The 24,243-nt window shown below is 62.6% G+C and carries 20 protein-coding genes; 11 read left to right on the top strand and 9 right to left on the bottom strand.

Annotated features, from left to right (window positions below; genetic code table 11):
• Window positions 1–397: 397 nt before the first annotated feature.
• A complete protein-coding gene (locus tag F3W81_RS01940) occupies window positions 398–1,492 on the bottom strand; it encodes a site-specific integrase (protein WP_193081989.1) in 1,095 nt (364 codons plus the stop codon).
• Window positions 1,493–1,661: 169 nt separating this feature from the next.
• On the opposite strand from F3W81_RS01940, the gene dusA reads away from it, so the two are divergent.
• Complete coding sequence (gene dusA, locus F3W81_RS01945; protein ID WP_264298883.1) at window positions 1,662–2,636, top strand: tRNA dihydrouridine(20/20a) synthase DusA; 975 nt, start codon at window positions 1,662–1,664, stop codon at window positions 2,634–2,636.
• Window positions 2,637–2,700: 64 nt separating this feature from the next.
• On the opposite strand, the gene F3W81_RS01950 is transcribed toward dusA, so the two are convergent.
• Window positions 2,701–3,861 (bottom strand): multidrug effflux MFS transporter, encoded by a 1,161-nt coding sequence (locus tag F3W81_RS01950; RefSeq protein ID WP_319022282.1) that lies wholly within the window; start codon window positions 3,859–3,861, stop codon window positions 2,701–2,703.
• Window positions 3,862–4,094: 233 nt separating this feature from the next.
• Between F3W81_RS01950 and F3W81_RS01955 the strand changes: the two genes are divergently transcribed.
• Entirely contained in the window at window positions 4,095–4,919 is an 825-nt protein-coding gene (locus tag F3W81_RS01955; protein WP_193081991.1) for a sulfite exporter TauE/SafE family protein, read from the top strand.
• Between the two features lie 35 nt (window positions 4,920–4,954).
• Here F3W81_RS01955 and F3W81_RS01960 read toward each other — a convergent pair whose 3' ends face one another.
• From F3W81_RS01960 to ccmI, 3 genes are read right to left on the bottom strand one after another with little or no spacing between them, the layout of a single operon-like run.
• Window positions 4,955–5,206 (bottom strand): DUF1289 domain-containing protein, encoded by a 252-nt coding sequence (locus tag F3W81_RS01960; RefSeq protein WP_193081992.1) that lies wholly within the window; start codon window positions 5,204–5,206, stop codon window positions 4,955–4,957.
• The gene (ruvX, locus tag F3W81_RS01965; protein WP_193081993.1) at window positions 5,203–5,682 is read right to left on the bottom strand and encodes a Holliday junction resolvase RuvX; all 480 of its coding nucleotides are present in this window, start codon (window positions 5,680–5,682) and stop codon (window positions 5,203–5,205) included. Before ruvX ends, F3W81_RS01960 begins: the two co-directional genes overlap by 4 nt.
• Window positions 5,679–6,932 carry a c-type cytochrome biogenesis protein CcmI gene (gene ccmI / locus F3W81_RS01970; protein ID WP_193081994.1) on the bottom strand — a complete coding sequence of 418 codons (1,254 nt, stop codon included), beginning with the start codon at window positions 6,930–6,932 and terminating at the stop codon, window positions 5,679–5,681. The genes ruvX and ccmI overlap by 4 nt, the downstream gene beginning before the upstream one ends.
• Before the next feature lie 293 nt (window positions 6,933–7,225).
• On the opposite strand from ccmI, the gene F3W81_RS01975 reads away from it, so the two are divergent.
• A complete protein-coding gene (locus F3W81_RS01975) occupies window positions 7,226–8,476 on the top strand; it encodes a sarcosine oxidase subunit beta family protein (protein ID WP_193081995.1) in 1,251 nt (416 codons plus the stop codon).
• A gap of 160 nt (window positions 8,477–8,636) precedes the next feature.
• Here F3W81_RS01975 and F3W81_RS01980 read toward each other — a convergent pair whose 3' ends face one another.
• The gene (locus tag F3W81_RS01980) at window positions 8,637–9,059 is read right to left on the bottom strand and encodes a hypothetical protein (protein WP_193081996.1); all 423 of its coding nucleotides are present in this window, start codon (window positions 9,057–9,059) and stop codon (window positions 8,637–8,639) included.
• 272 nt (window positions 9,060–9,331) lie between these two features.
• Here F3W81_RS01980 and F3W81_RS01985 point away from each other — a divergent pair, with 272 nt between their 5' ends.
• From F3W81_RS01985 to F3W81_RS02010, 6 genes are all read left to right on the top strand, one after another.
• Window positions 9,332–9,484, top strand: coding sequence for a hypothetical protein (locus F3W81_RS01985; protein WP_193081998.1), 153 nt, complete (start codon window positions 9,332–9,334; stop codon window positions 9,482–9,484).
• A 111-nt stretch (window positions 9,485–9,595) separates the two neighbouring features.
• Window positions 9,596–9,925: a sarcosine oxidase subunit delta gene (locus F3W81_RS01990; RefSeq protein ID WP_193082000.1), complete on the top strand. Its 330-nt coding sequence runs from the start codon at window positions 9,596–9,598 to the stop codon at window positions 9,923–9,925.
• 55 nt (window positions 9,926–9,980) lie between these two features.
• Window positions 9,981–12,992 carry a sarcosine oxidase subunit alpha family protein gene (locus F3W81_RS01995; RefSeq protein WP_193082002.1) on the top strand — a complete coding sequence of 1,004 codons (3,012 nt, stop codon included), beginning with the start codon at window positions 9,981–9,983 and terminating at the stop codon, window positions 12,990–12,992.
• Window positions 12,985–13,572 carry a sarcosine oxidase subunit gamma gene (locus tag F3W81_RS02000; RefSeq protein ID WP_193082004.1) on the top strand — a complete coding sequence of 196 codons (588 nt, stop codon included), beginning with the start codon at window positions 12,985–12,987 and terminating at the stop codon, window positions 13,570–13,572. The genes F3W81_RS01995 and F3W81_RS02000 overlap by 8 nt, the downstream gene beginning before the upstream one ends.
• A 160-nt stretch (window positions 13,573–13,732) precedes the next feature.
• On the top strand, window positions 13,733–14,332 hold the full coding sequence (locus F3W81_RS02005; RefSeq protein WP_193082005.1) for a superoxide dismutase: 600 nt from the start codon (window positions 13,733–13,735) through the stop codon (window positions 14,330–14,332).
• A 170-nt stretch (window positions 14,333–14,502) separates the two neighbouring features.
• The gene (locus F3W81_RS02010; protein ID WP_193082007.1) at window positions 14,503–14,958 is read left to right on the top strand and encodes a host attachment family protein; all 456 of its coding nucleotides are present in this window, start codon (window positions 14,503–14,505) and stop codon (window positions 14,956–14,958) included.
• Here the strand turns inward: F3W81_RS02010 and F3W81_RS02015 are convergent.
• On the bottom strand, window positions 14,955–15,509 hold the full coding sequence (locus F3W81_RS02015) for an LOG family protein (RefSeq protein WP_193082009.1): 555 nt from the start codon (window positions 15,507–15,509) through the stop codon (window positions 14,955–14,957). The genes F3W81_RS02010 and F3W81_RS02015 overlap by 4 nt on opposite strands.
• 101 nt (window positions 15,510–15,610) lie before the next feature.
• Here F3W81_RS02015 and F3W81_RS02020 point away from each other — a divergent pair, with 101 nt between their 5' ends.
• Together F3W81_RS02020 and F3W81_RS02025 are read left to right on the top strand one after the other, a co-directional pair.
• On the top strand, window positions 15,611–16,930 hold the full coding sequence (locus tag F3W81_RS02020) for a LysM peptidoglycan-binding domain-containing protein (RefSeq protein ID WP_193082011.1): 1,320 nt from the start codon (window positions 15,611–15,613) through the stop codon (window positions 16,928–16,930).
• Between the two features lie 281 nt (window positions 16,931–17,211).
• Window positions 17,212–19,002 carry an ABCB family ABC transporter ATP-binding protein/permease gene (locus tag F3W81_RS02025; RefSeq protein ID WP_407692471.1) on the top strand — a complete coding sequence of 597 codons (1,791 nt, stop codon included), beginning with the start codon at window positions 17,212–17,214 and terminating at the stop codon, window positions 19,000–19,002.
• A 173-nt stretch (window positions 19,003–19,175) separates the two neighbouring features.
• Here F3W81_RS02025 and F3W81_RS02030 read toward each other — a convergent pair whose 3' ends face one another.
• Both F3W81_RS02030 and F3W81_RS02035 read right to left on the bottom strand, forming a co-directional pair.
• Window positions 19,176–22,739: an efflux RND transporter permease subunit gene (locus tag F3W81_RS02030; RefSeq protein WP_193082014.1), complete on the bottom strand. Its 3,564-nt coding sequence runs from the start codon at window positions 22,737–22,739 to the stop codon at window positions 19,176–19,178.
• Entirely contained in the window at window positions 22,736–24,067 is a 1,332-nt protein-coding gene (locus F3W81_RS02035; RefSeq protein ID WP_193082016.1) for an efflux RND transporter periplasmic adaptor subunit, read from the bottom strand. The genes F3W81_RS02030 and F3W81_RS02035 overlap by 4 nt, the downstream gene beginning before the upstream one ends.
• Window positions 24,068–24,243 lie beyond the last annotated feature (176 nt).

The raw sequence follows: 24,243 nt of genomic DNA on the forward strand, positions 1-24,243 counted from the left end.
GCCGTGCCGACCCTTCGAACGCCTTTCAACCCGCATTGTCCCGCATACCTTATAAACTGATTGCGCTTGCGCCCCCTTATGAGCCTCGCCAGAGGCCTCAAGGAAAGCACACCTGCGGTCATGTCTGACGGGATCAGCACAATGAAGGATCTGTCATGACCAATGAAACGTGCCAATTACTACTCCGCATAGACGAAACAATTGCGAGGTAGGGGTTAATATAACGGGGAGCGACTATTTTTAGGCTGAGCCCGGTTTCACCCCCTGTTCTTGGTATGTGTGCGGGCTCAGAGAAGTGATAAGTAATTGAAATCATTCGAAGTCTAAGCTATTCAAAATCCCTCGCCGCAACATTTCGTGCTTCAAGATGGTTCCCATTTACCTCGGTCTTTACTCCTTAATCGGACGCACTTTCGCCTTTGGCGAGCGCGAGAAGCCAAGGCCATTCGTCATACTTGTCACCCCTTTCGTGTAGATGAGTGTAGCGCTGGAGTGATTGCCAGGATCTGTGCCCTGAGACTGCAGCAGCTTGAGGAATATGTAGTCCCATTTCGAAAAGCCGGGATACTCCTTCGTGCCGGAGGTCGTGAAAACGCAAATCGTCGATGGCGAGTACTTTGCAAGCTCTCGTGAATGCCGCACTGATTGCATCGGTTGAAAATGGAAAAATGAACGCGCTGTTGCGAGGCATGCTGAGGGCTATGGAGCAAGCGGCGTCTGGCAGGTCACATAGGACATCGTTGCCAGCCTTGTCGCCCGGATGTTTCATGTCCTTGACCATGATCCTTTTGGCGTCGGCATCCAAGTCAGCCCATTTGATACGTGTGATCTCCTCCTGACGCCGCGTCGAAAAAAGAGCAAAGGCAGTGATCATGTGCATGGGGGCACTGGAGGGCCGCGCAGCGTGTTTTTTCGCAAAGTGTTCCATCAGGGAGTTCAGTTCAACCAAGGTGGGGCGGCGTGCGCGTGCGCGGGATTTTCCCGTGATTCCGAGTCGGTTACAGACCGCGAATGCATCCTTCATCTGTTGGTGCTCGAGCGGCATGTTCCAAGCAGGTTTGGCGATGGCGAAGACTGAGGATAGATGGGAAAGGTAGTTGCTGACCGTAGCAGCGGAGCGCTTTATGCCGAGTTCTCGTGCGAAAGCTACAATGTCCGAGCTTCGAATTTCTGCACAAAGCATGTCAGAAATGTCGAACTCCAAGATCGTCGAAAGGACTTGGGCCTTTGTTCTACCAATCTGCTTTTCGCTTTGATCGGTGTAGGTTCTGATAGCATCCGCCAGAGTTTTCTGCCGTGTCTTCAAAGCAAACAGGTTTTCGCCTGCTTTGTTCAGCTCATCGGTCCTCTTCTTGGCCCAGACTGTGGCAGCACTTTGGCGGTCGAAGGTTCGAGCTTCCCTGTAAGTGGGTCTACCCTTTTGTGTAAAGATGATCTGTACCATATAGGCGACTGAACCGTCTTTCCGGACCCGCTTTCGTATCGTAGCCATGGGTTATGACATCCTGATCTTAGTTATGACATTTGTCATGACTATAATCATAAACGGGCAAAGATGGGCAATATTCTTGTTGTGTTCTGCGTCGAGAAAGGCAGCTGATGTGGTGAAAAGTTATACAAAATCAGAGCTTTGGCGTGCGTCACGCCTATCTGTGGCGCCTATGATGGACTGGACGGATCGTCATTGCCGCTATCTGCACCGCCTGCTCAGCCGGCACACGTTGCTCTACACCGAGATGGTGACAGCGCCGGCTTTGGTGCGCGGTGGGGCACTGCATCTGCTGGACTTCAATGCCGAGGAACATCCCGTCGCACTACAACTTGGTGGATCGGATCCGGCAGAGCTGGCAAAGGCGGCAAAGCTGGGGCAGGCGGCGGGTTACGACGAGATCAATCTCAATTGTGGCTGCCCGTCTGACCGGGTGCAATCTGGCACCTTCGGGGCCATCCTGATGCAAGATCCGGGGCTTGTCGCGGAGTGCGTGCGTGCCATGCGTGAAGCGGTTGATATCGAAGTGACGGTGAAATGCCGCATTGGCGTTGATGACCAGATTGCAGAAGACGTCCTGCCCGAGTTTCTGTCGCGTGTTGGTGCAGCCGGGTGTGGGCGTTTTACGATCCACGCGCGCAAGGCTTGGCTTCAGGGTCTCAGCCCCAAGGAAAACCGTGATATTCCGCCACTTGATTACGGTTTGGTGCAGCAGATGCGCGGACTGTTTTCCGGGCTGCATCTGTCGGTGAACGGCGGCGTGACGACACTGGATCAGGCCGAGGCGTTTCTGGCAGCCGGGCTGGACGGCGTGATGATCGGCCGGTCTGCCTATCACGATCCGGCCAGCGTGCTGATAGATGCCGATCGGCGTATCTTTGGCGATACCGCTCCGGGTCATACTGCGGAAGGCGCTGTGCTGGCCATGCTGCCTTATATCGAGGCGCATCTGGCATCAGGTGGTAAGCTGGCACAAGTGACGCGGCATATGCTGGGGTTGTTTCAGGGGCGTCCCGGTGCGCGCGTCTGGCGGCGGATGCTGTCTGAGGGGGCGCATCGCAAGGGCGCTGGCACGGCGCTGGTGGAACAGGCTCTGGCTGCATTTGAACAGGCGCAGGCCGAGGCTGCGGACAGCGACGCGGCCTGAAAGCGCCATTGAAAAACGCGGACCAGAAGGCCCGCGTTTTGCAGTTGTTTCAGTCCTGTAAGTATCAGGCGACGGCTGGGCGGCGATTCAGAACCAGCGTCGTCAGCAGGAAGGCCATCAGGCCACAAACCGCAATTGCAGTGGCCATCGGCAGGGCTGTGCCATCGAAGAACGGCCCTGTCAGTGCGATCATCACCCCGCCCGCGACCATCTGCATCGTGCCCCCGATTGAGGACGCGAGGCCTGCAATATCGCCGTGTTCATCCAGCGCCAGCACCATCGAGGTCGGAATGACCAGCCCGAGGCAGGCGTTTGCCAGGATCAGGCAGCCCCCCATCACGAAAACTGAACCGAAACCGGCCAGCACCAGCAGGAACAGCAGCAGTGTGAACAGGAAGAACCCGGTCACGGCCAGTCGGACCATGCGCGACATGCCGACCTTTTGCGCGACCATGCCGGCGACCTGACTGGCGCCGAAAAAGCCGATGGCATTGACGGCAAAGGCCAACGAAAATTGTGTCTGGGTCAGCCCGAAGCTGCCCATGTAAACGAAAGAAGCAGAGGCGATGAAGACGAAAAAGCTCGCCATGCCGAAACCGCCAACCAGGGTCAGGCCCATGAAGGTCGGATCGGTGAACAGCACCTTGGCGCCCTTTGCCATATGGCTGAAGGAAATCGGTCGGCGGTTTTCTTTCGCCATCGTTTCAGGAAGCACGAACAAGGTCAGAGCGATTCCGACGGCCGCGAGCACCGCCAGCACGGCAAAGATCGCGCGCCAGTTGCCAAAGCTGAGTACGATGGTGCCGAACAACGGCGCGAGCATGGGCGAGATCGAGATGACCAGCATCACCATCGCCATCAGTTTGGTCGCGTCCGGGCCGGTATAGCGGTCCCGCACAACAGCGCGCGGGATCACCATCAGAGAGGCGCCGCCGAGACCCTGAAGAGCGCGCCAGCCGACGAGGCCGGGCAGGGTGGTGCTGAACAGCGCGCCGAGGGAGCCGATGAGGAAGATCCCAAGGCCCAGCAGCAGCGGCAGTTTGCGACCGCGGGAATCGGCGAGTGGGCCGTAGAACAGCTGCGCAAGGCCGAAGGGAATGAAATAGCCGATCAGGGTGGCCTGAACCGCGGCCTCGGTTGCGCCAAAGTCGCGGGCAAGCTGGGGTAGGGCGGGCAGGTACATATCAATCGCAAGCGGGCTGGTGAGAGCGAGAACTCCCAGCACTAGGGCAAATCTAAGCATTTGGAAAACCGGTTCTGTTTTGCGCAGTCAAGCTCTCAGGCTATCGCTGCAATGCGGCAAAGCCAAGAACGGTTACACAATTCCCTCGGTGCCTGAATGCACAGGCGGCTGTGCAGCAGCGTATTTCGACGTGCGCGCCCGAGGCAACTTCTTGCAAGTCAGCGCGAAACTTGCTTGAGGTCAGGCGCGGCGACAGGTTCACGAAAGGAACGACAATGGATGATATGGGTCTGGTGATGGCGATGTTCGCCCTGCTGGTGGTGATCGGCGGGATCGCCGGTGTGCTGGCGGGGTTGTTGGGTGTCGGGGGTGGTATCGTTCTGGTGCCGTCTTTCTTTTATGCGTTTCAGACGCTTGGATATGGCGGCCCGTCGCTGATGCAGGTCTGTCTGGGCACATCGCTGGCGACGATCATTGTCACCTCGCTGCGCTCTCTTCAAAGTCACAACAAGAAGGGCGCGGTTGACTGGTTCATCCTCAAGACCTGGGCACCCGGGATCGCCATCGGTGCGCTGATCGGTGTCTTTATCGCCTCCAAGCTGGCGTCGCGTGAATTGCAGGCGCTGTTTGGCTGTCTGGCGCTGATCATCAGCCTGTATCTGGCGTTTGGCAAAAGCGAATGGCGTATCGGAACAGAGATGCCCGGTGGGCTGACCCGCGCGATCCTGTCGCCGCTGATGGGCTTCCTGTCGGTGCTGATGGGGATCGGCGGCGGCAGCTTTGGCGTGCCGACGATGACGCTGTTTGGCCGACCGATCCACCGCGCCGTGGCGACGGCTGCGGGTTTTGGCCTGCTGATCGCGGTCCCCTCGGTGCTGGCATTCCTGCTTGTCAAGATCCCGGACGGATCGCGCCCGCCCTACAGCATCGGTGCCGTGAACCTGCCCGCGTTCTTCGTGGTGATCTGCATGACGACGCTGACCGCCCCGCTGGGGGCCAAGCTGGCCCATGCAACCGACCCCAAGCCGCTGCGCCGGATTTTTGCGGGGTTCCTCTTCCTCGTGGCACTGAACATGCTGCGCAAAACCTTCTACGGTTAAGCAAAAAGGGGGGCCTTGGCCCCCTTTTCAAATGCTCAGTCGAGGTCGCTCTGACGCCTCAGACGTCCGCTGCGTCCGCCCTTGCGTGTCGCTTTCAGCGGACCACGGGCAGGCAGCTCTGACATCACGGCGCGCCGCTCCTCCTGCGACATCTGTGACCAGCGCGTGATTTCGTCTATCGAGCGCAGGCAGCCGGTGCAGAGCCGCGCTTGCGGGTGGATGACGCAAATATTGATGCAGGGAGAGGCGACGTCCTCCCGCTGCCAGATGTCCTTGCCAGCACTCATACAGCACCCCCGCGCAGATGGCGCAGCCGGTCGAGAGCGCCTTGCAGGATATAGGACGCCGCAACATGGTCGATCACCTCGGCTCGGCGCCTGCGCGAAGTGTCGGCCTCCAGCAAGGCGCGTTCGGCGGCGACGGTGGACAGACGTTCATCCCAGTAGGAGATCGGGATCTCGGTCAGGCGCGCGAGGTTGCGCGCAAAGGCGCGGGTCGACTGACAGCGCGGCCCTTCCGAGCCGTCCATGTTGCGGGGCAGTCCCATGACGATGCCACCGATATTGCGCTTGGCCAGGATCTCCAGCAGCGCCTCTGCATCAAGGGTGAACTTGCGCCGCCGGATTGTCTCCAGCGGCGTCGCGATGCCGAGGAAGGTGTCGCTGACCGCCACACCGATGGTTTTTTCGCCAAGGTCCAGCCCGGCAATCGCGCGCATCGTGGGCAGGGCGGCGGCGAGGTCTTCAATGGTTTCGGCGATCATTCGGATATCCCAGCTTGGTTGGCGGCCCCGGCAAGCGTTGCAAGTGCCGCGTCTTTTCCGGCAAACACCTGTACCGCCTCTTTGTAAATCGCACTCGCGCGATCTTTTTGCCCCAGAACGCCAAGCGCGTTGATCAGGCGGGCCCATTCCTCGACGCTGCCACCCTGTGTGGCAAGGCGCGAGGAAAGGCCATCGACCATGCCCTGAACCATCTCCTGACGGGCCTCGGGCGTCATTTCGCCCGCCGCATCGATATCGGCGGCAGAGGGGCCTGACAGGGTTTCCTGCGGTGTGGGTTGCTGGTAGCGCGGCTGACCGGCGCGTTGCGCCACCTGATCGATCTGGCTGCGGATCGGCGGCATCCAGGGGGCATCCTCGGCACTGCGGCGCAACAGGCCATCCCAGAGACGGAAGGCGATGTCGGGCCGTCCGGTCTGTGCCATGAGCAGCCCGGTGTAATAGGTCGCCGCACCATTCGTGGGGTCGCGCTTGAGCGCATTTTGCAGCGCATCCGATGCCTCCGCCGAGATCAGGCCCCCTGCCGAGAGGATCATCATGTCGGCGTAATCGGCGTAGTCCTGCCCGGTGGCCGCCGCGCCTGCCAGCGCGATGACGCGGCTCTGCGCCTCGTACCCAGCCTTGAAGTTGCCCAGAGTGGCCTCATTCTGTGCCAGCAGGCGAAAGCCACGAATGTCGTCGGGACGGGTGGCGACGGTGGCGCGCAGCTTGTCCATCAGCTCGACGTATTCCGGCGCGGGGTTCATGTCCGGCACGCTCACGGGGCCATCCATGCGCGCCTCGGCCTGGGGTTGCGAGGGGCGGCTGTCGAGCGCGGATTTCGCAGCCAGAATGCGCGAACTGCGCGGCATGTCGGGATAGCCCGGCGCGCCCAGCCAGACGTACATGCAGAGCGCGGCGATAAACACTGTCCCCGCCAGAACCATTGCCATAGGACGGCCTGCACCGGGCGCGCGCTGCGCCGGTGCGATTTCTGTGTCGTCGGCATGACGGATCGCGGAGTCCGCGCTCAGAACCCGTCGTGAGATTTCGGTGCGCAGACGCTCTGCCTCGGGGGCGGAAATAACGCCGCGCGCCAGATCGCGGTCAACCTCGGCCAGCTGATCCCGGTAAACCCGCATGTCGAATTGCGCCGCCGGACCGGTTGCGCGGGCGCCACCATGCAGCGCCGCGCGACAGAGTAGCACCGCAACGGCGAAGGCGAGGGCAATCGAGACGAACCAGAAGACCATGCAGAGGCGACCTTTTTTTCAGCGACTTTCGTGTTGCTCCTGATCTACCCTGTGCCCGGGGTGCAAAAAAGGGGCAAATCCGCGCAACGACTGGCCATGTCGCAAGCGCACGGTATTGTGACGGTTTGCGGCGTGGCAAAGATGGGCAAAAGGCTAGGGTCTGCGAAACGGCAGGCCTTCGGTCCGCCGCTGAGTCTCATGCCCCGAAAACCATGCCGGATCACGCCCCCGGCCTTGACGCCCCCGCTGACACGATCCCAATTCCCTGCTTTCTCTGTCCCAGTGAGATGCCGATGAAACGATATTCTGCCTTTGCCATCGCCCGTGAAGCGGTTCGCCACCATACCGGGTGGGAGCGCGCATGGCGTTCGCCCAAGCCGAAGGACCGCTATGACGTGGTTATCGTCGGCGCCGGCGGGCATGGTCTGGCGACGGCCTATTACCTGGGCAAGAACTACGGCATCACCAATGTCGCGATCATCGAAAAGGGCTGGCTGGGCGGCGGCAACACTGGGCGCAATACCACCATCATCCGCTCGAACTACCTGCAGGACGACTCGGCGGCGATCTATGAAAAGGCCCGCTCGCTCTATGAGGGGCTCAGCCAGGATCTGAACTACAACGTCATGTTCAGCCCGCGCGGTGTCATCATGCTGGCGCAGACCGAGCATGAGGTGCGCGGCTACAAGCGCACCGCCCATGCCAATGCGCATCAGGGCGTCACGACGGAATACATCACCCGCGAACGCGTCAAGGAACTGGTGCCGATCATCAATATCGACGGACCGCGCTATCCGGTTCTGGGCGGGCTCTATCAGGCGCGTGGCGGCACGGCGCGTCACGATGCGGTGGCGTGGGGCTATGCAAGGGCCTGCTCCGGCATGGGCATGGACATCATTCAGCAGTGCGAAGTGACTGGCGTCGAGACGGGCGCGGATGGCAATGTCTCCGGCGTTCAAACCACCAAGGGCCGCATCGCCTGCGGCAAGCTGGGCATCGTCGTCGCCGGGCACTCCGGCGTTCTGGCGGAGATGGCCGGGTTCCGCCTGCCCATCGAGTCCGTTGCCCTGCAGGCGCTAGTCTCCGAGCCAATCAAGCCCTGTATGGATGTGGTCGTCATGGCCAACACGGTGCATGGCTATATGAGCCAGTCCGACAAAGGCGAAATGGTCATTGGCGGCGGCGCGGATGGCTACAACAATTACACGCAGCGCGGATCTTTCCACCATATCGAGGAGACTGTGCGCTCTCTGGTGGAAACCTTCCCGATGGTGTCACGGCTGAAGATGCTGCGGCAATGGGGTGGGATTGTCGACATGACGGGCGACCGTTCTCCGATCATCTCGCGCACGCCATTGGGCAATTGCTTCATCAACTGCGGCTGGGGCACCGGCGGCTTCAAGGCGATCCCGGGGTCCGGCTGGGCCATGGCCGAGATGATGTCGAAGGGTACACCCGGGCCGCTGGCCAAGGGGTTCGGGTTGGATCGGTTCCGCGAGGGGCGCTTTATCGACGAAAGCGTCGCTGCAGGCGTGGCACACTAGGGGGGAAGACCATGGCACTGGGTCATGAAACGAAGTCTTTCAGGATCCGGCCGGTCGATCGGAGATGACAATGTACGGTGGTCTTTGCTTTCCCCATCACATCCCCGCGCGCGCCAGCCGGAGGGCTGGTCGCGCAACGGTTTTTGACGGTGCTGTGTCGTTACTCCGCAGCCAGCGGAGCGATCGTCAGCTGCGACGCACTTCTGTGTGCCGCATCGATGTCGCGCACGGCGCGGCGCAGCGTATTGATCGGCGCGTTATGCACACGGCCCAATCGCTCTGCCAGACGGGCACTGTCACGTCCGGGCACCTCTTCCGCGATGGCGGCAAAGGTGAATCCCTGACGCAGCGCGGCCGCGAATTCGGGTTGAAACTTGAGGTGTCTCGACAGGCTGCCCGCGACATGGCCGAACGCCAAGGGACGCGGGGCTGCGTCCGGTTGCGCGCCCATCAGAACGTAAATCCCGGCCTCATCGGGCAAGGCGTCGAGGCTGTCGAGCACCGTGAAACGGATCGCTTTGTGAAGTGTGCCATCCAACGCACCGGTGTCAAACTCAAGGGGGAAGTCGATCGTGTCAGTCATGCTGCTCAATCTCCATCGCAGTTTCAGAAATGTCCGCGTGACGGGATCAGGGTACAGCAAATAGCTGTTTTTCCGTTAACGCGAACATATCCGAGGGGGTGGGCGCCTGCATGGTCGCCCAAATATCAAGCACAACGCGACGATCTCTACATTGGTTCCCCTGCCGCTGATCAGGCGTTGAGCGGGGCAACGGGGGCTGGCACTTTGTTCCGGAACCGAGTGACAGCATACGGCGTTCTTCTTTCGACACATGGTAGAAGAAAGAGATTAAAATGGCTGAAAGATCTGGCAACAGTGGTATCGCGTTTGTGCTTGGCGCGGTTGTCGTCGTGCTGGCGGGCCTCATCTGGTATCTCTATTCCGGCGGCGATTTGCCCGGCGCGGATGAGCCTGAAATCCAGATCAATCTGCCTGACGGCAACTGACACCACCCTTTTCCCAAATCTGTCCTATCGGCCGGTCGCGTCATGCGTCCGGCCTTTTTTCGTCCGCAAGCCAGATGTTTGCGGGTCGTTCTTCAACTACGGAGTTGCGTGATGCTGCTGCTGAATTGCCCCTGCTGCGGTGTCACCGCCGAGGAAACCGAATTCCATGGCGGCGGTGAGGCCCATGTCAAACGCGCCGGACCCGCGTCCGAGGATGCCGCGTTCGAGACCTACCTGTTTCACCGCGAAAACCCCAAGGGCGTGCATTTTGAGCGCTGGCGCCATGTCACGGGCTGCGGCAAGTGGTTTCTGGCGGCGCGCGACACCGCCACGCTTGAGGTTTTCGGCACCTACTCCGCCCAAACACTGGCCCCGCCAGAAGTTCTGCTGGCCCGGATCCGCGCCAAGCGGCCGGGCTTTACATGGCGGGATGTCCAATGATCGCCTTCTCTCAAGCAATCAAGTCACACGTATTTAACAAGGGAGCGCAGGCGCGATGAGCAGCAGGCTTGCGAAAGGCGGACGTAAGATCGACCGCAACACAAAGGTCACCTTCACCTTCAACGGACGGCAGATGCGCGGCTTTGCAGGCGACACGCTCGCCTCGGCGCTGCTGGCCAATGACCAGATGCTGGTGGGGCGGTCGTTCAAGTATCACCGCCCGCGCGGCATCGTCGCCTCGGGCGCGGAAGAACCCAACGCCCTCGTCGGTCTGGGGGAAGGTGCCCGGTTCGAGCCGAACCAGCGCGCCACCACGACCGAGCTGTTTGACGGTCTGGTCGCCACAAGCCAGAACCACTGGCCCAGCCTGGAATTCGACGTCGGTGCGATCAACAGCAAGCTGTCGCGGTTCTTTCCCGCCGGGTTCTACTACAAGACCTTCATGGGCCCGCGCGCCTTCTGGAAACATGTGTATGAGCCGATCATCCGCATGTCCGCCGGCCTCGGCAAGGCCCCCACGGAGAAGGACGCCGACACCTACGAACACCTATATGCTTTCGCTGATGTGCTGGTGATCGGCGGCGGCGTTGCGGGCCTGACGGCGGCGGCTGAGGCCGGTCGCGCCGGGGCGCGGGTGCTGCTGATGGAACAGACCGCCCATTGGGGTGGTCGCGCGCCGGTCGACGGTGGTCAGGTCAACGGCGCGCCAGTGGCCGATCATATCGACGCGCTGGTGGCCGAGCTTGCAGCCATGGAAAACGTCACGATGCGGCTGCGCTGCATGGGGGCGGGTGTCTACGATCACGGCTACGTGCTGGGCTATGAACGCCTGACTGACCACGCGCCACAATCGGGCGTGCCGCGTCATCGCCTCTGGCGGATCCGGGCGGCGCAGGTCGTGACGGCAACGGGTGCGATTGAGCGGCCTTTGTCTTTCGCGGGCAACGACATTCCCGGGGTCATGCTTGCCTCGGCTGTGCGCGACTATATCGTCGACCTCGGCGTTTCGCCCGGCGATCGGGTGGCGATTGTCACCAACAACGACGACGCTTATCGCACCGCCTTCGCGGTGAAAGACGCCGGGCTTGAGGTCGCGGTGATCCTTGACGCGCGTCCCGCTGGCGGCGGCGATCTGGCGATCCGTGCCCGCGAACTGGGGATCCGGGTCGAGGTGAACCGCGCCATCGCCCATGTCTCGGGTACTAAGCGCGTCACCGGCATTGCGATCTGCGCTCAGGCGGGCAGCGGCAGTGTGATCGAGGAGATTGCCTGCGATGCGGTCGCCATGTCGGGTGGCTGGTCGCCGGTGGTTCATCTGTGGTCGCATTGCGGCGGCAAGCTCATCTGGGATGAGGCCGGTGCCATGTTCCGACCGGATGCGGAGCGCGCGCCGACAAGCCACGACGGCAAGCCCTTCGTCATCTGCGCCGGTGCTGCCAATGGCGCCTTCAGCCTGTCCGATGTGCTGGTGGATGCGCGTGCGGCAGGCGGGTCAGCTGTTTCGGCGACCGGATATTCGGCCGGTGAGGAAGTGGCCACAACTGTCGAGGATGTCGCGGAGATTCCGCTTGCGCCCGTCTGGATCATGCCGGCAGGGGCAACTGGAAAACTGCGCTCAAAATCATGGCTGGACTATCAGAACGACGTCAAGGTTTCCGATATCCAGCTGGCCGCTCAGGAAGGTTTCGAGAGCGTCGAACATGCCAAGCGCTATACCACTTTGGGCATGGCGACGGATCAGGGTAAATTGAGCAATATCAATGGACTCGCGGTGCTTTCTAATGCGTTGAATGAAGCGATTCCGCAGGTCGGTACGACCACTTTCCGCCCGCCATATACACCGATCTCTCTCGGCTCGATTGCCGGGGCGGCGCGCGATGCGGCCTTTCAGCCGCTGCGCCGGACACCTATGCATTCCTGGCACGAGGCCAATGGCGTGAAGTGGGAACCGGTCGGTCACTGGCGTCGCCCCTTCTGCTACACACGCGACGGCGAGACTGCGCACGAGGCAGTCACCCGAGAGGTCAATGGCACGCGCAATCGCGTCGGTCTGCTGGATGCCTCGACCCTCGGCAAGCTGGTGGTCAAGGGGCCGGATGCGGGCAAGTTCCTCGACCTGCTCTACACCAACATGATGAGCACGCTGAAGCCGGGGCGCTGCCGTTACGGCCTGATGTGCGACGAAAACGGCTTTCTGATGGACGACGGAGTCGTGGCGCGGATCGACGAGAATACCTTTCTGTGTCACACCACCACCGGCGGTGCGGACCGTATCCAGGCCCATATGGAGGAATGGCTGCAAACCGAATGGTGGGACCTCAAGGTCCATGTCGTCAACGCGACCGAGCAATACGCGCAGATCGGCGTTGTCGGTCCGCAGGCGCGCCAGCTGCTTGAGGTGCTGGGCACCGCAAGCATCGATGCCGAGACGCTGCCGTTCATGGCTTGGGCCGACCGCGTCGTCGCGGGCATTCCGGTGCGGCTCTACCGCATCAGTTTCTCGGGTGAGCTGAGCTATGAGCTGGCGGTGCCCGCGGGGCAGGGTCTGGCGCTTTGGCAGTCGCTGATCGAGGCGGGGCGCGCCTTTGACGCCGTGACCTATGGCACCGAGGCGCTGCACGTCATGCGGGCTGAAAAGGGCTTCATCATGATCGGTGACGAAACCGATGGTACCGTCATCCCGCAGGACCTCAACCTCGACTGGGCGATTTCCAAGAAGAAGACGGACTTCCTCGGCAAGCGTGGCCAGACCCGCAGCTTCCTTGCGGACCCGAACCGCTGGAAGCTGGTCGGGCTGGAAACCACCGACAGCAGTGTCATCGAGGATGGCGCCTATGTGCTGGCGGAGGGTCAGAACGACAAGGATCAGCGCAACATGCAGGGACGTATCACCTCGACCTACTATTCGCCAACGCTGGGACGAGGCATCGCGATGGGTCTGCTCAAGGGCGGCATGAGCCGTCTCGGCGACGTGGTGCAGGTCACGCGGATGAGCGGCGGACCGGTGTCGGCCAAGATCGTTGATCCGGTGTTTTACGACAAGGCAGGAGACAAGCAGAATGTCTGATCTGACAGGACCGGCGCCGGTGAGCGCGCTGCACGGCGCCAGCTATGACGGCTATGTGCGCGTGGCCGAAGAACCCATGCGCGCCATGATCACCCTGCGCGGCGATATCTCGGGGACGCTTGGAAAGGCTGCCAAGGCATTGACAAGCCTGGATGTTCCCGGCCAGCGCGAAGTCACGGTGATGACCGAGAAGGCAATCGCCTGGATGTCGCCGGATGAGCTGCTGGTGATGCTGCCCTATGCGGATCTGCCAGATGCCCTTGGGACGCTGGAGCAAAAGCTCAGCGACCCAATGGCCTCGGCTGTGGATGTCAGCCATGCGCGGGCGATCTTTTCGATCACCGGCCCGGATGCATTGGTGCGCGAAGTGGTGGCCAAGCTGGCACCCGTGGACATGGCTCCGGCCCAGTTTCGCCCGGGTATGTTCCGCCGCACGCGACTGGCGCAGGTGCCCGCAGCGTTGTGGCTGCCCGCACCGGGGCGGGTGGAACTGATCTGTTTCCGCTCCGTCGCAGAATATGTTTTCACCATCCTCTGCGATGCTGCAAAACCGGGCAGTGAGGCGGGGCTTTTCGCCTGAACGCCCAGAGGGTTAGCAGGGTTGTCAGCTTTACAACCCTGCACCTCTCTGAAGGGCGCATATGCATTGTTGCACGGGGGTAGCCCCTTGACCTTCGGTGCGCAGGAATACCATCTAGGCCACATCGCATTAACGAACTCCAGAAAAGGGGGCCCACATAATGGCTTTTGAACTTCCTGATCTTCCTTACGCACACGATGCTCTTGCCGACCTCGGCATGTCCAAGGAAACGCTGGAATATCACCACGACATTCACCACAAGGCCTATGTCGATAACGGCAACAAGCTGCTGGCCGCCTCGGAATACGAGGGGATGTCGATGGAAGACGTCATCACCAGCACCTACAACCCCGACGCGGTTGCCCAGAGCGGTCTGTTCAACAACATCTCGCAACTCTGGAACCACAACCAGTTCTGGGAAATGATGAGCCCCGGCACCTCGGCAATGCCGAGCGAGCTTGAGCTGGCCCTGGCCGAGAGCTTCGGTTCGGTCGACAAGTTCAAGGAAGAATTCTCTGCCGCCGGCGCAGGTCAGTTCGGCTCCGGCTGGGCATGGCTGGTCAAGGACAAAGATGGCAGCCTGAAGGTCACCAAGACCGAAAACGGCGTCAACCCGCTGTGCTTCGGCCAGACCGCTCTGCTGGGCTGCGACGTGTGGGAACACTCCTACTACATCGACTTCCGCAACAAGCGTCCTGCCTACCTGACCAACTTCCTCGACAAGCTGGTCAACTGGGAAAACGTCGCCTCGCGCATGTGATCCGCTAAGGTCCGCAAGACACTCAAGCAAACCCCCGCGCAGCATTGCGCGGGGGTTTCGCGTTGTGGAACTCTCGCCCGGTCTTCGCGTTTTGTTGTTGAGAAACAACACAAAAGGAGACGTCCCATGACAATCCGAATGACGCCTGAGGTGAAAACGGGGGCAGTGACATGAGCGGTCTTCCACACAAAGCCTGGGTTCTGGTCGCGGATGGCGAAAAGGCCCTGTTCCTGCGTAATGTCACGGATGAGGAGGACCCCTTCCTTCAGGTGATCCGCAAGGAAGAGCAGGACAATCCCAAGGACACAGAGCAATCTGCCAATCGCCCCGGTCGGGTCAGCGACAACGGCCCCGGGCAACGCTCGGCGCTGGATGACACTGACTGGCACGAGCTGGCCAAGGAACGCTTTGCCGCCGATCTGGCGCAGATGCTGTATGAACGGGCCCACCGGGGCGCGTTTGAGCATATCGCCCTGATCGCGCCGCCCAAGACGTTGGGTGAGCTTCGCCAGGCCTTGCACCAGGAGGTCAGCGATCGTGTGATCGCAGAGGTTCCCAAGACCCTGACCAACCACCCGATCGAAGAGATCGAGCGGCAGTTGCGCAATGGTCTGATCGCGGCTTAACCCGCGATCAGCACGCCGAGGGCGTCAATCGCGGCCTCGGCATCCACCGCCGTTTGAACCATGTCGAGCATGGACGGATCGGCAAAGCCTTCCTCGACAATCTGCTGCATCATCTGCAGGAGAGGGCTCCAGTAGCCTTCGGTATTGAGCAGGATGATTGGCTTGGCATGCAGCCCCAACTGGCGCCAAGTCAGGACCTCGAAGAACTCGTCGAGCGTTCCAGCCCCACCGGGCAGCACCACGATGGCATCCGAGTTCATGAACATGACTTTCTTGCGCTCATGCATGGTTTCGGTGATCACGAAGCGGGTCAGATCGCGCTTGCCAGCCTCGGCGCTCATCAGGTGGGTAGGGATGACGCCGAAGGTCTCTGCGCCATTGGATTGGGCGGCACGCGCCACCTCACCCATCAAACCGACGTCTCCGGCACCATAGACCAGCCGCCAGTCCTTGCTGGCCAGAAGCTGACCAAAGCGGGCAGCCTGTGCCACATATGCGGGTCGCGCCCCCGGACGTGAGCCGCAATAGACACAGATGGAGGGTTTCGTCATGGCTAGGCACTCCTTGAGACCATTGCGCTTTTGACCGTTGTTAACCCGGCTGATATATGTCCTCAACCGTGTTGAGCGGCCATTGTGTTGGGGGATGACACTTGAAATCGGGCGAATTTGCAGGATGGCCGGGCATCGCCGCCGCAACGACGTTCGTCGTTGTCGGTGCCGCTGCGATCCATTTCGGTTGGATCGGCCCGACTCCGCAAGCCCCGAACGAGACGGCCACGGCAGCCTCTCCCAATGTCGCTGCGCTCGATGCTCAGCCGACGGCGCAGGCGATCGCAGCGCCCGAGACCGTATCTGCCGCCAGTGAACCGCAGTCTTCCCGCATGCCACCACTTCCCGAGCCGCCTCGTTTCGACGTTGTGCGCATCGAGCTGGATGGCTCGACGCTCGTCGCGGGCGCCGGAGCACCGGACTGGCCGGTTGCGGTACTGCTCGACGGACATGAGGTGGATCGCCCCACCATCGGGAGCGACGGGCGCTTTGTGACGTTTCTGGACCTGATGCCAAGCGATGCGCCCCGTATCATGACGCTGGTCATGCATGGCCCCAAGGGTGAGGGCGATGTCACCTCGACCGAGCAGGTGATCCTCGCGCCGAGCGCGGCAGTGATCGCCGAGGCTCAATCCGACGTTTCACAGCAAAGTGAAGAGGTTGCGGACGTAACTTCGTCCGGTACTGCAGGCGATGATACGCCAGCTCTGGTCGAGATAGCGCAGACGCTGACTCAAGCCACGGCTGCGACAGATCAGAACATCACGGGCACCCCTGTGCTGCCCGAAGCCCCGGCCAAATCCGATGACGCGCCGCAAACCGAAGCGGCCCCGGCGCAGGCGAATGACACCGCGTTGATGTCTGCGCCAACTGCAGAGGCAGGAGCCGGCGAGCAGACCACCACGGTTCTGTTGGCTGACGGCAACGGCGTCCGGGTGCTGCAGGGCGGCGCGCCCGAGGTTGCCGGGACTGTGTTGCTGGATACGATCTCATACGACACGGCTGGCGAGGTGGTCTTGTCGGGGCGCGGCACGCCCGGTGCCTTCGTGCGGATCTATCTGGATGACCTGACGAATGCGACGGCCGAGATCGCACAGGATGGCAGCTGGGGGACGACACTGCCCGAAGTCGATACTGGCGTTTATCGTCTGCGTGTCGACGAAGTCGATGGCGCGGGCGCAGTGGTCAGCCGCGTTGAGACGCCCTTCAAACGCGCCGATCAGGAGCTGGCGGCCGAGCTGAATGATGGGCTTGTATCGCAGGTGACGGTACAGCCGGGATCGACTCTTTGGGCCATTGCCCGGCAGAATTATGGGGCAGGCGTGCTCTATGTGCGTGTATTTGAAGCAAATCGCCCGCTGATCCGTGATCCGGATCTGATTTACCCCGGCCAGATCTTTACGGTGCCCGAGCCTGACTGAGGCACTGCGCGCCGGCAAACATTGCTTTCATTTCATATGGTGCGAAGCCTCTGGCCACGGCGTGCTCCGCCTGAGCTTGTCGGGTGATCCTGTCGCGACGCGCAAGCAATGTTGAACCCGCAGAGTGATAGGGTATACCGCGCTCAGAACACGACAGGACCGTGCGACGCACGCCGTCCGCGATCACGCCCCAATGAGGGGCGGCAGGCCAGCCAGAGCGCCAGCCGGAACAAGGAGCCAACTGCATGAGCCCACGACATTCGGTGACAACATCGGCCGAGATGCCCAAGAACGGTGGCAAGATCGTGGCGCGCGTGGTGCCCTATCTCTGGCCCGCCGAGCACCCCTGGATCAAGCGTCGCGTCGTGCTGTCGCTGTTTGTGCTGTTTCTCGCCAAGTTCATCGCCGTGGGAACGCCGTTTCTCTACAAGGCTGCAGTGGATGCGCTGGCCAAGGACGGAGGCGACAGCGCGGCTTGGATGCTCGGGTTTGGCGCGGTCGGGCTGACCGTGGCCTACGGGATGGCGCGTCTGATGGGCGTCGGTTTTCAGCAGCTGCGCGATGTGATCTTTGCCCGCGTCGGGCAGAGGGCGTTGCGCAAGCTGGCGCTGGAGACCTTCGTGCATATTCACCGGCTTTCGATGCGCTATCATCTCACGCGCAAGACCGGCGGGCTGAGCCGGATTGTCGAGCGTGGCGTCAAGGGCGTCGAGTTTCTTCTGCGCTTTCTGCTGTTCTCGATCGGACCGTTGATCATCGAGCTGCTGATGATCGCCATCGTCCTCGCGACATTGTTTGATATCAGTTACTTGCTGGTCGTGGCGGCGGTGATTGCGCTCTATACCCTGTTCACGTTCAAGGTGACCGAGTGGCGCGTCAAGCTGCGCAAGGTGATGAACGATCAGGACACCGACGCGAACCAGAAAGCTGTCGACAGCCTGCTGAACTTCGAGACGGTGAAGTACTTCGGCGCCGAGGCGCGTGAGGCGCGGCGTTATGATCATGCTCAGGCGGGGTATGAGGCGGCGGCGGTCAAGACCTCGTATTCATTGGCGTTTCTCAACTTTGGGCAGGCGTTCCTGATCACCATTGGCCTTGTCGCCGTGATGGTGATGGCGGCGATCGGGGTGCAGAATGGCACGCTGACGGTGGGGGATTTCGTGCTGGTGAACTCCTACATGATCCAGATTACATTGCCGCTGAACATGCTGGGCACCGTCTATCGTGAGATCCGCCAGGCGCTGATCGATATGAGCGAGATGTTCGTGCTGCTGGATCAGCCGGCCGAGGTGCAGAACAAGCCGGGTGCCAAGGCTTTGGCGGTTGCTGGCGGTGAGATCGAGCTCGACAATGTGATCTTTGGCTACGACCCGGAGCGGGTGATCCTGAAGGGCGTCTCGCTGAAGGTCGGCGCGGGGCAGAAGGTGGCTTTGGTGGGCTCTTCCGGGTCGGGGAAATCGACCATCGGGCGGTTGCTGTTCCGGTTCTATGATGTGACCGGGGGGGCGATCCGCATTGATGGGCAGGACCTGCGCGACGTCACGCAGGACAGTCTGCACGATGCCATCGGGGTGGTACCTCAGGACACTGTTTTGTTCAATGATACAGTGGGTTACAATATCGCCTATGGCCGCGATAACGCCAGTCGAGAGGAGATCGAGGTAGCGGCGCGAGCGGCGCAGATCCATGACTTTATCGTATCGTTGCCGGAGGGGTATGAGACCCGGGTCGGCGAGCGGGGGTTGAAGCTGTCGGGCGGGGAAAAACAACGGGTTGGCATTGCAAGGACGCTGTTGAAGAACCCGCCGATCCTGTTGCTGGATGAGGCGACCTCGGCCCTGGATACCGATACCGAGCGTGAGATCCAGTCGGCTCTGAACCGGGCGGGCGAGGGGCGGACTGTGTTGACCATTGCGCACCGCTTGTCGACGATTGCCGATGCGGACAGGATTGTGGTTCTGGAACAGGGGCTTGTCGTGGAAGAGGGGACGCATGTCGAGCTGTTGGAGCGCAATGGGCGGTATGCGTCGTTGTGGCAGAGGCAGTCGGCGGAGGCGGATGAGGCGGCGTGAGCTGAGAGGGGTGTGGGGGGCGCTGCCCCCGGCGCGAGCGCGCCTCCCCCCGAAGTATTTTCGGCAAGATGACGGGGATGGCGGGGTGTTTGTTGCGGTCGTTGTGTCGTTGAAAAGCGGCAAATCGGGGTGTCGGTATCTGGTCGGTATCTGAACGGTAAGGGGGCGGTGCGTTATTGTGCCGGTTTCGCCGAGGCGGCGAGCTCTGGGGTGTCTTCAAGCGGCCAGAGGATTTCGGGAGAGCGGGTGCGCCGGGCTGACCTGCGCAACGCCCAGTCCTGCGCGGCTCGGCTGCCGCGTCCGAAGGAAAGCCGCGCCAGCAGGCGCGCCAACCACTGCGCATAGGTGGTGAGCCAGACGCGCAGGGCCAGCATCGACGGCGTGAAGACCAGCGTCAGCACCGTGGCGATGCCGAGGCCGAAGACCACGGCTGTCGCCAGCTGTTTCCACCAGAGCGCCGTCGGGCTGTCGATCGAGTAGCCGCCGCCGATGAAGTCGAGGCTGAGGCCGAACATCATTGGCGCGAGGCCTGCCATGGTGGTGATGGTGGTCAGCAGCACCGGGCGGATGCGATCCTCGGCGGTGCGGATGATCGCCTCGATCCTTGGCATGTAGCCGGAATATTCCTGATAGGTGTCGATCAGCACGATGTTGTTGTTCACCACGATGCCCGCCAGCGCGACGATGCCGGTGCCGGTCATGATGATGGAGAACGCCTGATCCATCACCAGCATGCCGATGAGGACGCCTGCGGTCGACATCACCACCGCCAGCAGCACCAGCGCCGCGTTGTAGAAGCTGTTGAACTGCGCCAGCAGGATGATGAACATCAGCGCCAGCGCGGCTGAAAAGGCGGTCATCAGGAAGGTCTGGCTTTCTTCCTGATCCTCCTGATCGCCGGTCCATTGGTAGCTGACGCCGGGCGGCAGGGCGCCGCTGTCGAGCCATGTGGTGAGCTTTTCGATCCGTTCGGACGGGGTGACGGGGGCTTGGGTGATCGTGCCGGTGTCGGGGTCGGTGCGGGGGGTGGTCAGGCCGCTGGCGACGCCGGCCTTGACGTCGAAGAAGCGTTTCTGGCCGACGCGCTTGATCTGGGCCAGTCTGGCGACCGGCTGGCGGGTGATGAAGTTTGACAGCGGCACGAGGCCTTGCGGCGTGCGCACCTTGAGGGTGTCGAGGGTGGAGAGCACCCGGTCGGCCTCTGGCAGGCGCAGGCGGATCTCGATCTCCTCATCCGAGGTGTCGACGGGCATGGTGTCGAGCAGCAGGCCTTGCGTGATCAGCTGGACCATGGCGCCGACGGTGGCGACATCGGCGCCGTAGCGACCGGCCTTTTCGACGTCGACGTCGATCTGCCAGTCGATGCCGGGCAGGGGCAGGGTATCCTCGATCAGGGTCAGCCCGCCGAGGCGTTCAAATTCGGCGCGCGCGGCCTGTGTTGCGGTGATCAGCTGGTCCCAGTCGTCACCGATCAGGCGCAGGTGGACGGGCTTGGCGGAGGCGGGGCCCATGTCACCGGCAAGGATCTCGATTTTGATGCCGGGGACGGCGGCGGTGGCGGCGGTGAGCTCGTCTATCACGCGGTTGCCGTCGAGGTCGGGGCGGTCGCGGCGATCCTCCCACGGGATGATCTCAAGCTGGACCTGACCGATGGTGTCGAGGGGGGCTTCGGCGCCGCCGGTGTTGGAGTTGAGGCCGCCCTCGCCCGCGAAGGCGAAGGCGGTCTTGACGCCGGGGTGGGCGAGGACGATGGCTTCGACCTGGGCCACCAGCGCGTCCTTTTGTGACAGGCTGAGATTGCCGCGGCCGCGCACGTAGACGATGGCCTGTTCGGGTTCGCTCTCGACAAAGAACTCCACGCCTTTGCTGTGGCTGCCGTAGTAGCCGAAGGTGGCGATGATGAAGCCCACGACGGCGGCGATGGTGACCAGCGGCATGATCGGGTTGCCGGCGATGAAGTGGATCAGCCAGCCGAAGGCGGTGCGGCGGTGGCCGCCGCGGATCCGGGGGCGGCGCCAGTGCAGCCGGGCCGCGCCGAGGGTGATGGATGCGGCGAAGGCGGAGAGCAGGAACAGCAGGATGCCCGGCAGCGGCGCTAGGACGCCGGGCAGGATCGGCGCGCCGGTGAGGTAGGCGGGGTTGATCGTCTGCATGGCGCCGAGGAACATCGCGTAGAGGGCGAGGGGCACCAGCGCCGCGCGCAGACCCCAAGGCAGGGTGCGGCGCAGGGCGTCGGAGGAGCGTTCAAAGCTGCGCGAGATGCGGCCAATGACGCCGCCCATCACCGGCAGGTAGATCAGCGCCACGATCAGCGAGGCCGAGAGCACGAAGATCAGCGTCACCGGCAGCATGCCCATGAACTGGCCGACGACGCCGGGCCAGAACAGCATCGGCAGGAAGGCGCAGAGGGTCGTGGCGGTGGACGACACAACGGGCCAGAACATGCGCTTGGCGGCCTCGACATAGGCGTGCATCGGGCCTGCGCCCTCAGAGATGCGCTTGTCGGCGTATTCCACCACGACGATGGCGCCGTCGACCAGCATGCCGACGGCGAGGATCAGGCCGAACATGACGATGTTGGAGATGGTGATGTTCATCATCCCCAGCAGCACGAAGCAGAGCAGGAACGACGTCGGGATCGAGAAGCCGACCAGCAGTGCCGGCCGTGGCCCGAGGGCGGCGAGGACGACGATCATCACCAGCGCGATGGCGGTCAGCACCGAGCCTTCGAGCTGGCTGACCATGGAGGCAACGACGCGGCTTTGGTCGTTTGAGGTGCCGACATGGACGGCGGCGCGCAGCTGGTCGGGCCACTCGGCCGCGCTGTCTTCGACGAGGCGCTTCACCTCGGCGGCGGTGTCGATCAGGTTGTAACCCTTGCGCTTGACGACCTGCAGGGCGACGGTGCGCTCTCCGTTAAAGCGGGCGGTGCCGGTGCGATCCTCAAACGTGCGGCGGATGGTGGCGAGATCGCCGAGGGTCACGACGCGGTCGCCGTTGAGCTTGACCGGCAGGGCGTAGATGTCGCGCACGTCATCGAAAGAGCCGGGGATCTTGATGGCGAAGGTGCCCTGATCGCTGTCGACCTCGCCCGCCGCGATCAGCTGGTTGTTGTTGCGCACGACGGAGAGGAGTTCGTTGGCGGTGACGTTGTAGCTCTCCAGCCGGAGGGGGTCGATCAGCACCTCGACCATCTCGTCACGCTCGCCCGCGATCCCGGCTTCGAGCACGGCGTCGAGGGATTCGACCTTTTCCTGCAGGGCTTTGGCGACGCGGATCATGGTGCGTTCGGGGACCGCGCCCGTCAGGTTGACGATGATGATGGGGAATTCGGAGAAGTTGATCTCGGACACGGAATAGGTGTCGGCGCCGTCGGGGAAATCGCCCTCGGCCTTGCCCATGGCATCGCGCACGTCGGCCATGGTCTTGGTCTTGTCCCAGCCGAACTCGAACTCCAGCGCGACACCGGCGTAACCCTCGGACGCGGTGGAGGTCATGGTCTTGAGGCCGTCGAGATCGGAGAACTGCGTCTCCATCGGCTTGACCAGCAGGGTTTCGCTGTCCTGTGCCGAGATGCCGGGGAAGGGGACCGAGACGAACAGGGCCGGGATCTCGATGTCCGGCTCGCCCTCTTTCGGCAGGCTGGCGTAGGTATAGCCGCCCGCGAGCAGGGAGACGGCGATGAAGGCAAGGATCATGCGGGCGCGCGAGGCGGCCCAGTCGATGACGCTGGTCATTGGCCGGGCTCCGCGTGCAGCGCACCGGGGTCGGTGAAGCTGGCGATCACGGGAACACCGGCGACGATGTAGTCCTGACCGATGGTGATGACGTCGGCGCGGTCGGGCAGGCCGGTCAGCAGGACCCCCTCAGAGGTGTCGCGCAGCAGGGTGACGGGGGCGAAGCTGGCAATGTCGTCGGTGACGAGGCGCACGCCAAGGGTGCCTGCGTCGTTCAGGGTCAGCGCGGATTGCGGCAAGAGGTGGGCGAGGACGCCGGGTGCTTCGATCGCGATGGCGGCGGTCTGGCCGTCGCGGATGGCGAAATCGGGGTTGGGCACCGAGACTTCGACCCGGAAGGTGCGGGTGGTGGGATCGGCGGAGCGCGACAGGAAGGTGACCTGCCCCGTGACCTCATCGCCGCTGGCCGAGAGACGGGCACGGGCGGGGGCGCCGAGGCGGGCGCGTTCGACATCGGTTTCGGGCATGTAGCCGACGAGGCGGATCGGATCGAGGCCGATCACCGTGGCGCAGAGGCCGCCGGGCTGCAGGAACGAGCCAAGCTCTGCCGTGTCGGATTCGAGCAGGCCGTCGAAAGGGGCGTGAATGGCGAGACGCTCGATCTCTTTCTCGGCGGTGGCGACGGTGGCGCGGGCCGACTGGATGCGGGCGCGGGTGCTGGAGAGACCGGCGCGCGCGGCGGCGAGCGTCGCCTCGGCAGAGCGGACGGAGGCGCGGGCGGAGGCGAGGGTGGTGTTGGAGGCAAAGCCGCCAGCGGAGAGTTTTTCGGCGGCGTTATAGTTGATCTGGGCTTCCTCAAGACGGGCTTCGGCTTCGGCGACGCGGGCCTCGTCTGTGGGGGGGCCGGTTTCGGCCTCCGACAGGCCGGCCTGCGCTTCGGAGAGCGCGGTTTCGCGGGTGCCGGATTCGAGTTTGCAGAGCAGGTCGCCCTTTTGCACCATGGTGCCCTTGGCGAGGGGTTCGGATTCGACGATGGAGTTGGTCTCGGAGCGCAGATCGACGGAGCGGGCGGCCTCGGTCTGGCCGCGCAGCAGGATGGCGCTGTCGACCATCTGGGCGGTGCTGTGCAGGGCCACGACGCGGACGGGGTCGGGGGCCGGTTCTGCGTCGGGCGTGCTTGGTGGCGGGGCGGTGCTGGCGTCGTCCGAGGCGGCGTCGCTGGAGGCGGCATCAGCGGGCGGCGTCGGGGCCTCGGTGCCCTTTGCGACGGCAATGGCGCGATCCAGCCCTTCGCCGCGGGCGAAGGTCATCAGGGCGTCGCGTTCGATCAGCAGCAGATAGAGCACCGCAACGACCAGCAGAGCAGAGATAAACGGGATCAAACGCATTGTGGTGCCTATCGTTCCGGGAAAAAATCAGTGTAGCGAAGAATTGATCGCAGGTGGTTATGGTTTGCGCCAATGCAACCTTTCCTTGCGAAATTCCTAAACCAGCGCGCGAAGAATGTGCCGAGTGATACCGCAGCGCAACTCAGGGACATTGGGTAGGCGCGCGGCTGTGCGCG

Source organism: Pseudooceanicola spongiae, from assembly GCF_014899185.1.
Lineage (GTDB): Bacteria > Pseudomonadota > Alphaproteobacteria > Rhodobacterales > Rhodobacteraceae > Pseudooceanicola > Pseudooceanicola spongiae.

What these genes read in the sequence shown, in the direction of transcription:
- F3W81_RS01940 (WP_193081989.1), bottom strand. Translation starts at nt 1,492, where the DNA reads ATGGCTACGATACGAAAGCGGGTCCGGAAAGACGGTTCAGTCGCCTAT.
- dusA (WP_264298883.1), top strand. Translation starts at nt 1,662, where the DNA reads ATGATGGACTGGACGGATCGTCATTGCCGCTATCTGCACCGCCTGCTC.
- F3W81_RS01955 (WP_193081991.1), top strand. Translation starts at nt 4,095, where the DNA reads ATGGATGATATGGGTCTGGTGATGGCGATGTTCGCCCTGCTGGTGGTG.
- F3W81_RS01960 (WP_193081992.1), bottom strand. Translation starts at nt 5,206, where the DNA reads ATGAGTGCTGGCAAGGACATCTGGCAGCGGGAGGACGTCGCCTCTCCC.
- ruvX (WP_193081993.1), bottom strand. Translation starts at nt 5,682, where the DNA reads ATGATCGCCGAAACCATTGAAGACCTCGCCGCCGCCCTGCCCACGATG.
- ccmI (WP_193081994.1), bottom strand. Translation starts at nt 6,932, where the DNA reads ATGGTCTTCTGGTTCGTCTCGATTGCCCTCGCCTTCGCCGTTGCGGTG.
- F3W81_RS01975 (WP_193081995.1), top strand. Translation starts at nt 7,226, where the DNA reads ATGAAACGATATTCTGCCTTTGCCATCGCCCGTGAAGCGGTTCGCCAC.
- F3W81_RS01980 (WP_193081996.1), bottom strand. Translation starts at nt 9,059, where the DNA reads ATGACTGACACGATCGACTTCCCCCTTGAGTTTGACACCGGTGCGTTG.
- F3W81_RS01985 (WP_193081998.1), top strand. Translation starts at nt 9,332, where the DNA reads ATGGCTGAAAGATCTGGCAACAGTGGTATCGCGTTTGTGCTTGGCGCG.
- F3W81_RS01990 (WP_193082000.1), top strand. Translation starts at nt 9,596, where the DNA reads ATGCTGCTGCTGAATTGCCCCTGCTGCGGTGTCACCGCCGAGGAAACC.
- F3W81_RS01995 (WP_193082002.1), top strand. Translation starts at nt 9,981, where the DNA reads ATGAGCAGCAGGCTTGCGAAAGGCGGACGTAAGATCGACCGCAACACA.
- F3W81_RS02000 (WP_193082004.1), top strand. Translation starts at nt 12,985, where the DNA reads ATGTCTGATCTGACAGGACCGGCGCCGGTGAGCGCGCTGCACGGCGCC.
- F3W81_RS02005 (WP_193082005.1), top strand. Translation starts at nt 13,733, where the DNA reads ATGGCTTTTGAACTTCCTGATCTTCCTTACGCACACGATGCTCTTGCC.
- F3W81_RS02010 (WP_193082007.1), top strand. Translation starts at nt 14,503, where the DNA reads ATGAGCGGTCTTCCACACAAAGCCTGGGTTCTGGTCGCGGATGGCGAA.
- F3W81_RS02015 (WP_193082009.1), bottom strand. Translation starts at nt 15,509, where the DNA reads ATGACGAAACCCTCCATCTGTGTCTATTGCGGCTCACGTCCGGGGGCG.
- F3W81_RS02025 (WP_407692471.1), top strand. Translation starts at nt 17,212, where the DNA reads ATGCCCAAGAACGGTGGCAAGATCGTGGCGCGCGTGGTGCCCTATCTC.
- F3W81_RS02030 (WP_193082014.1), bottom strand. Translation starts at nt 22,739, where the DNA reads ATGACCAGCGTCATCGACTGGGCCGCCTCGCGCGCCCGCATGATCCTT.
- F3W81_RS02035 (WP_193082016.1), bottom strand. Translation starts at nt 24,067, where the DNA reads ATGCGTTTGATCCCGTTTATCTCTGCTCTGCTGGTCGTTGCGGTGCTC.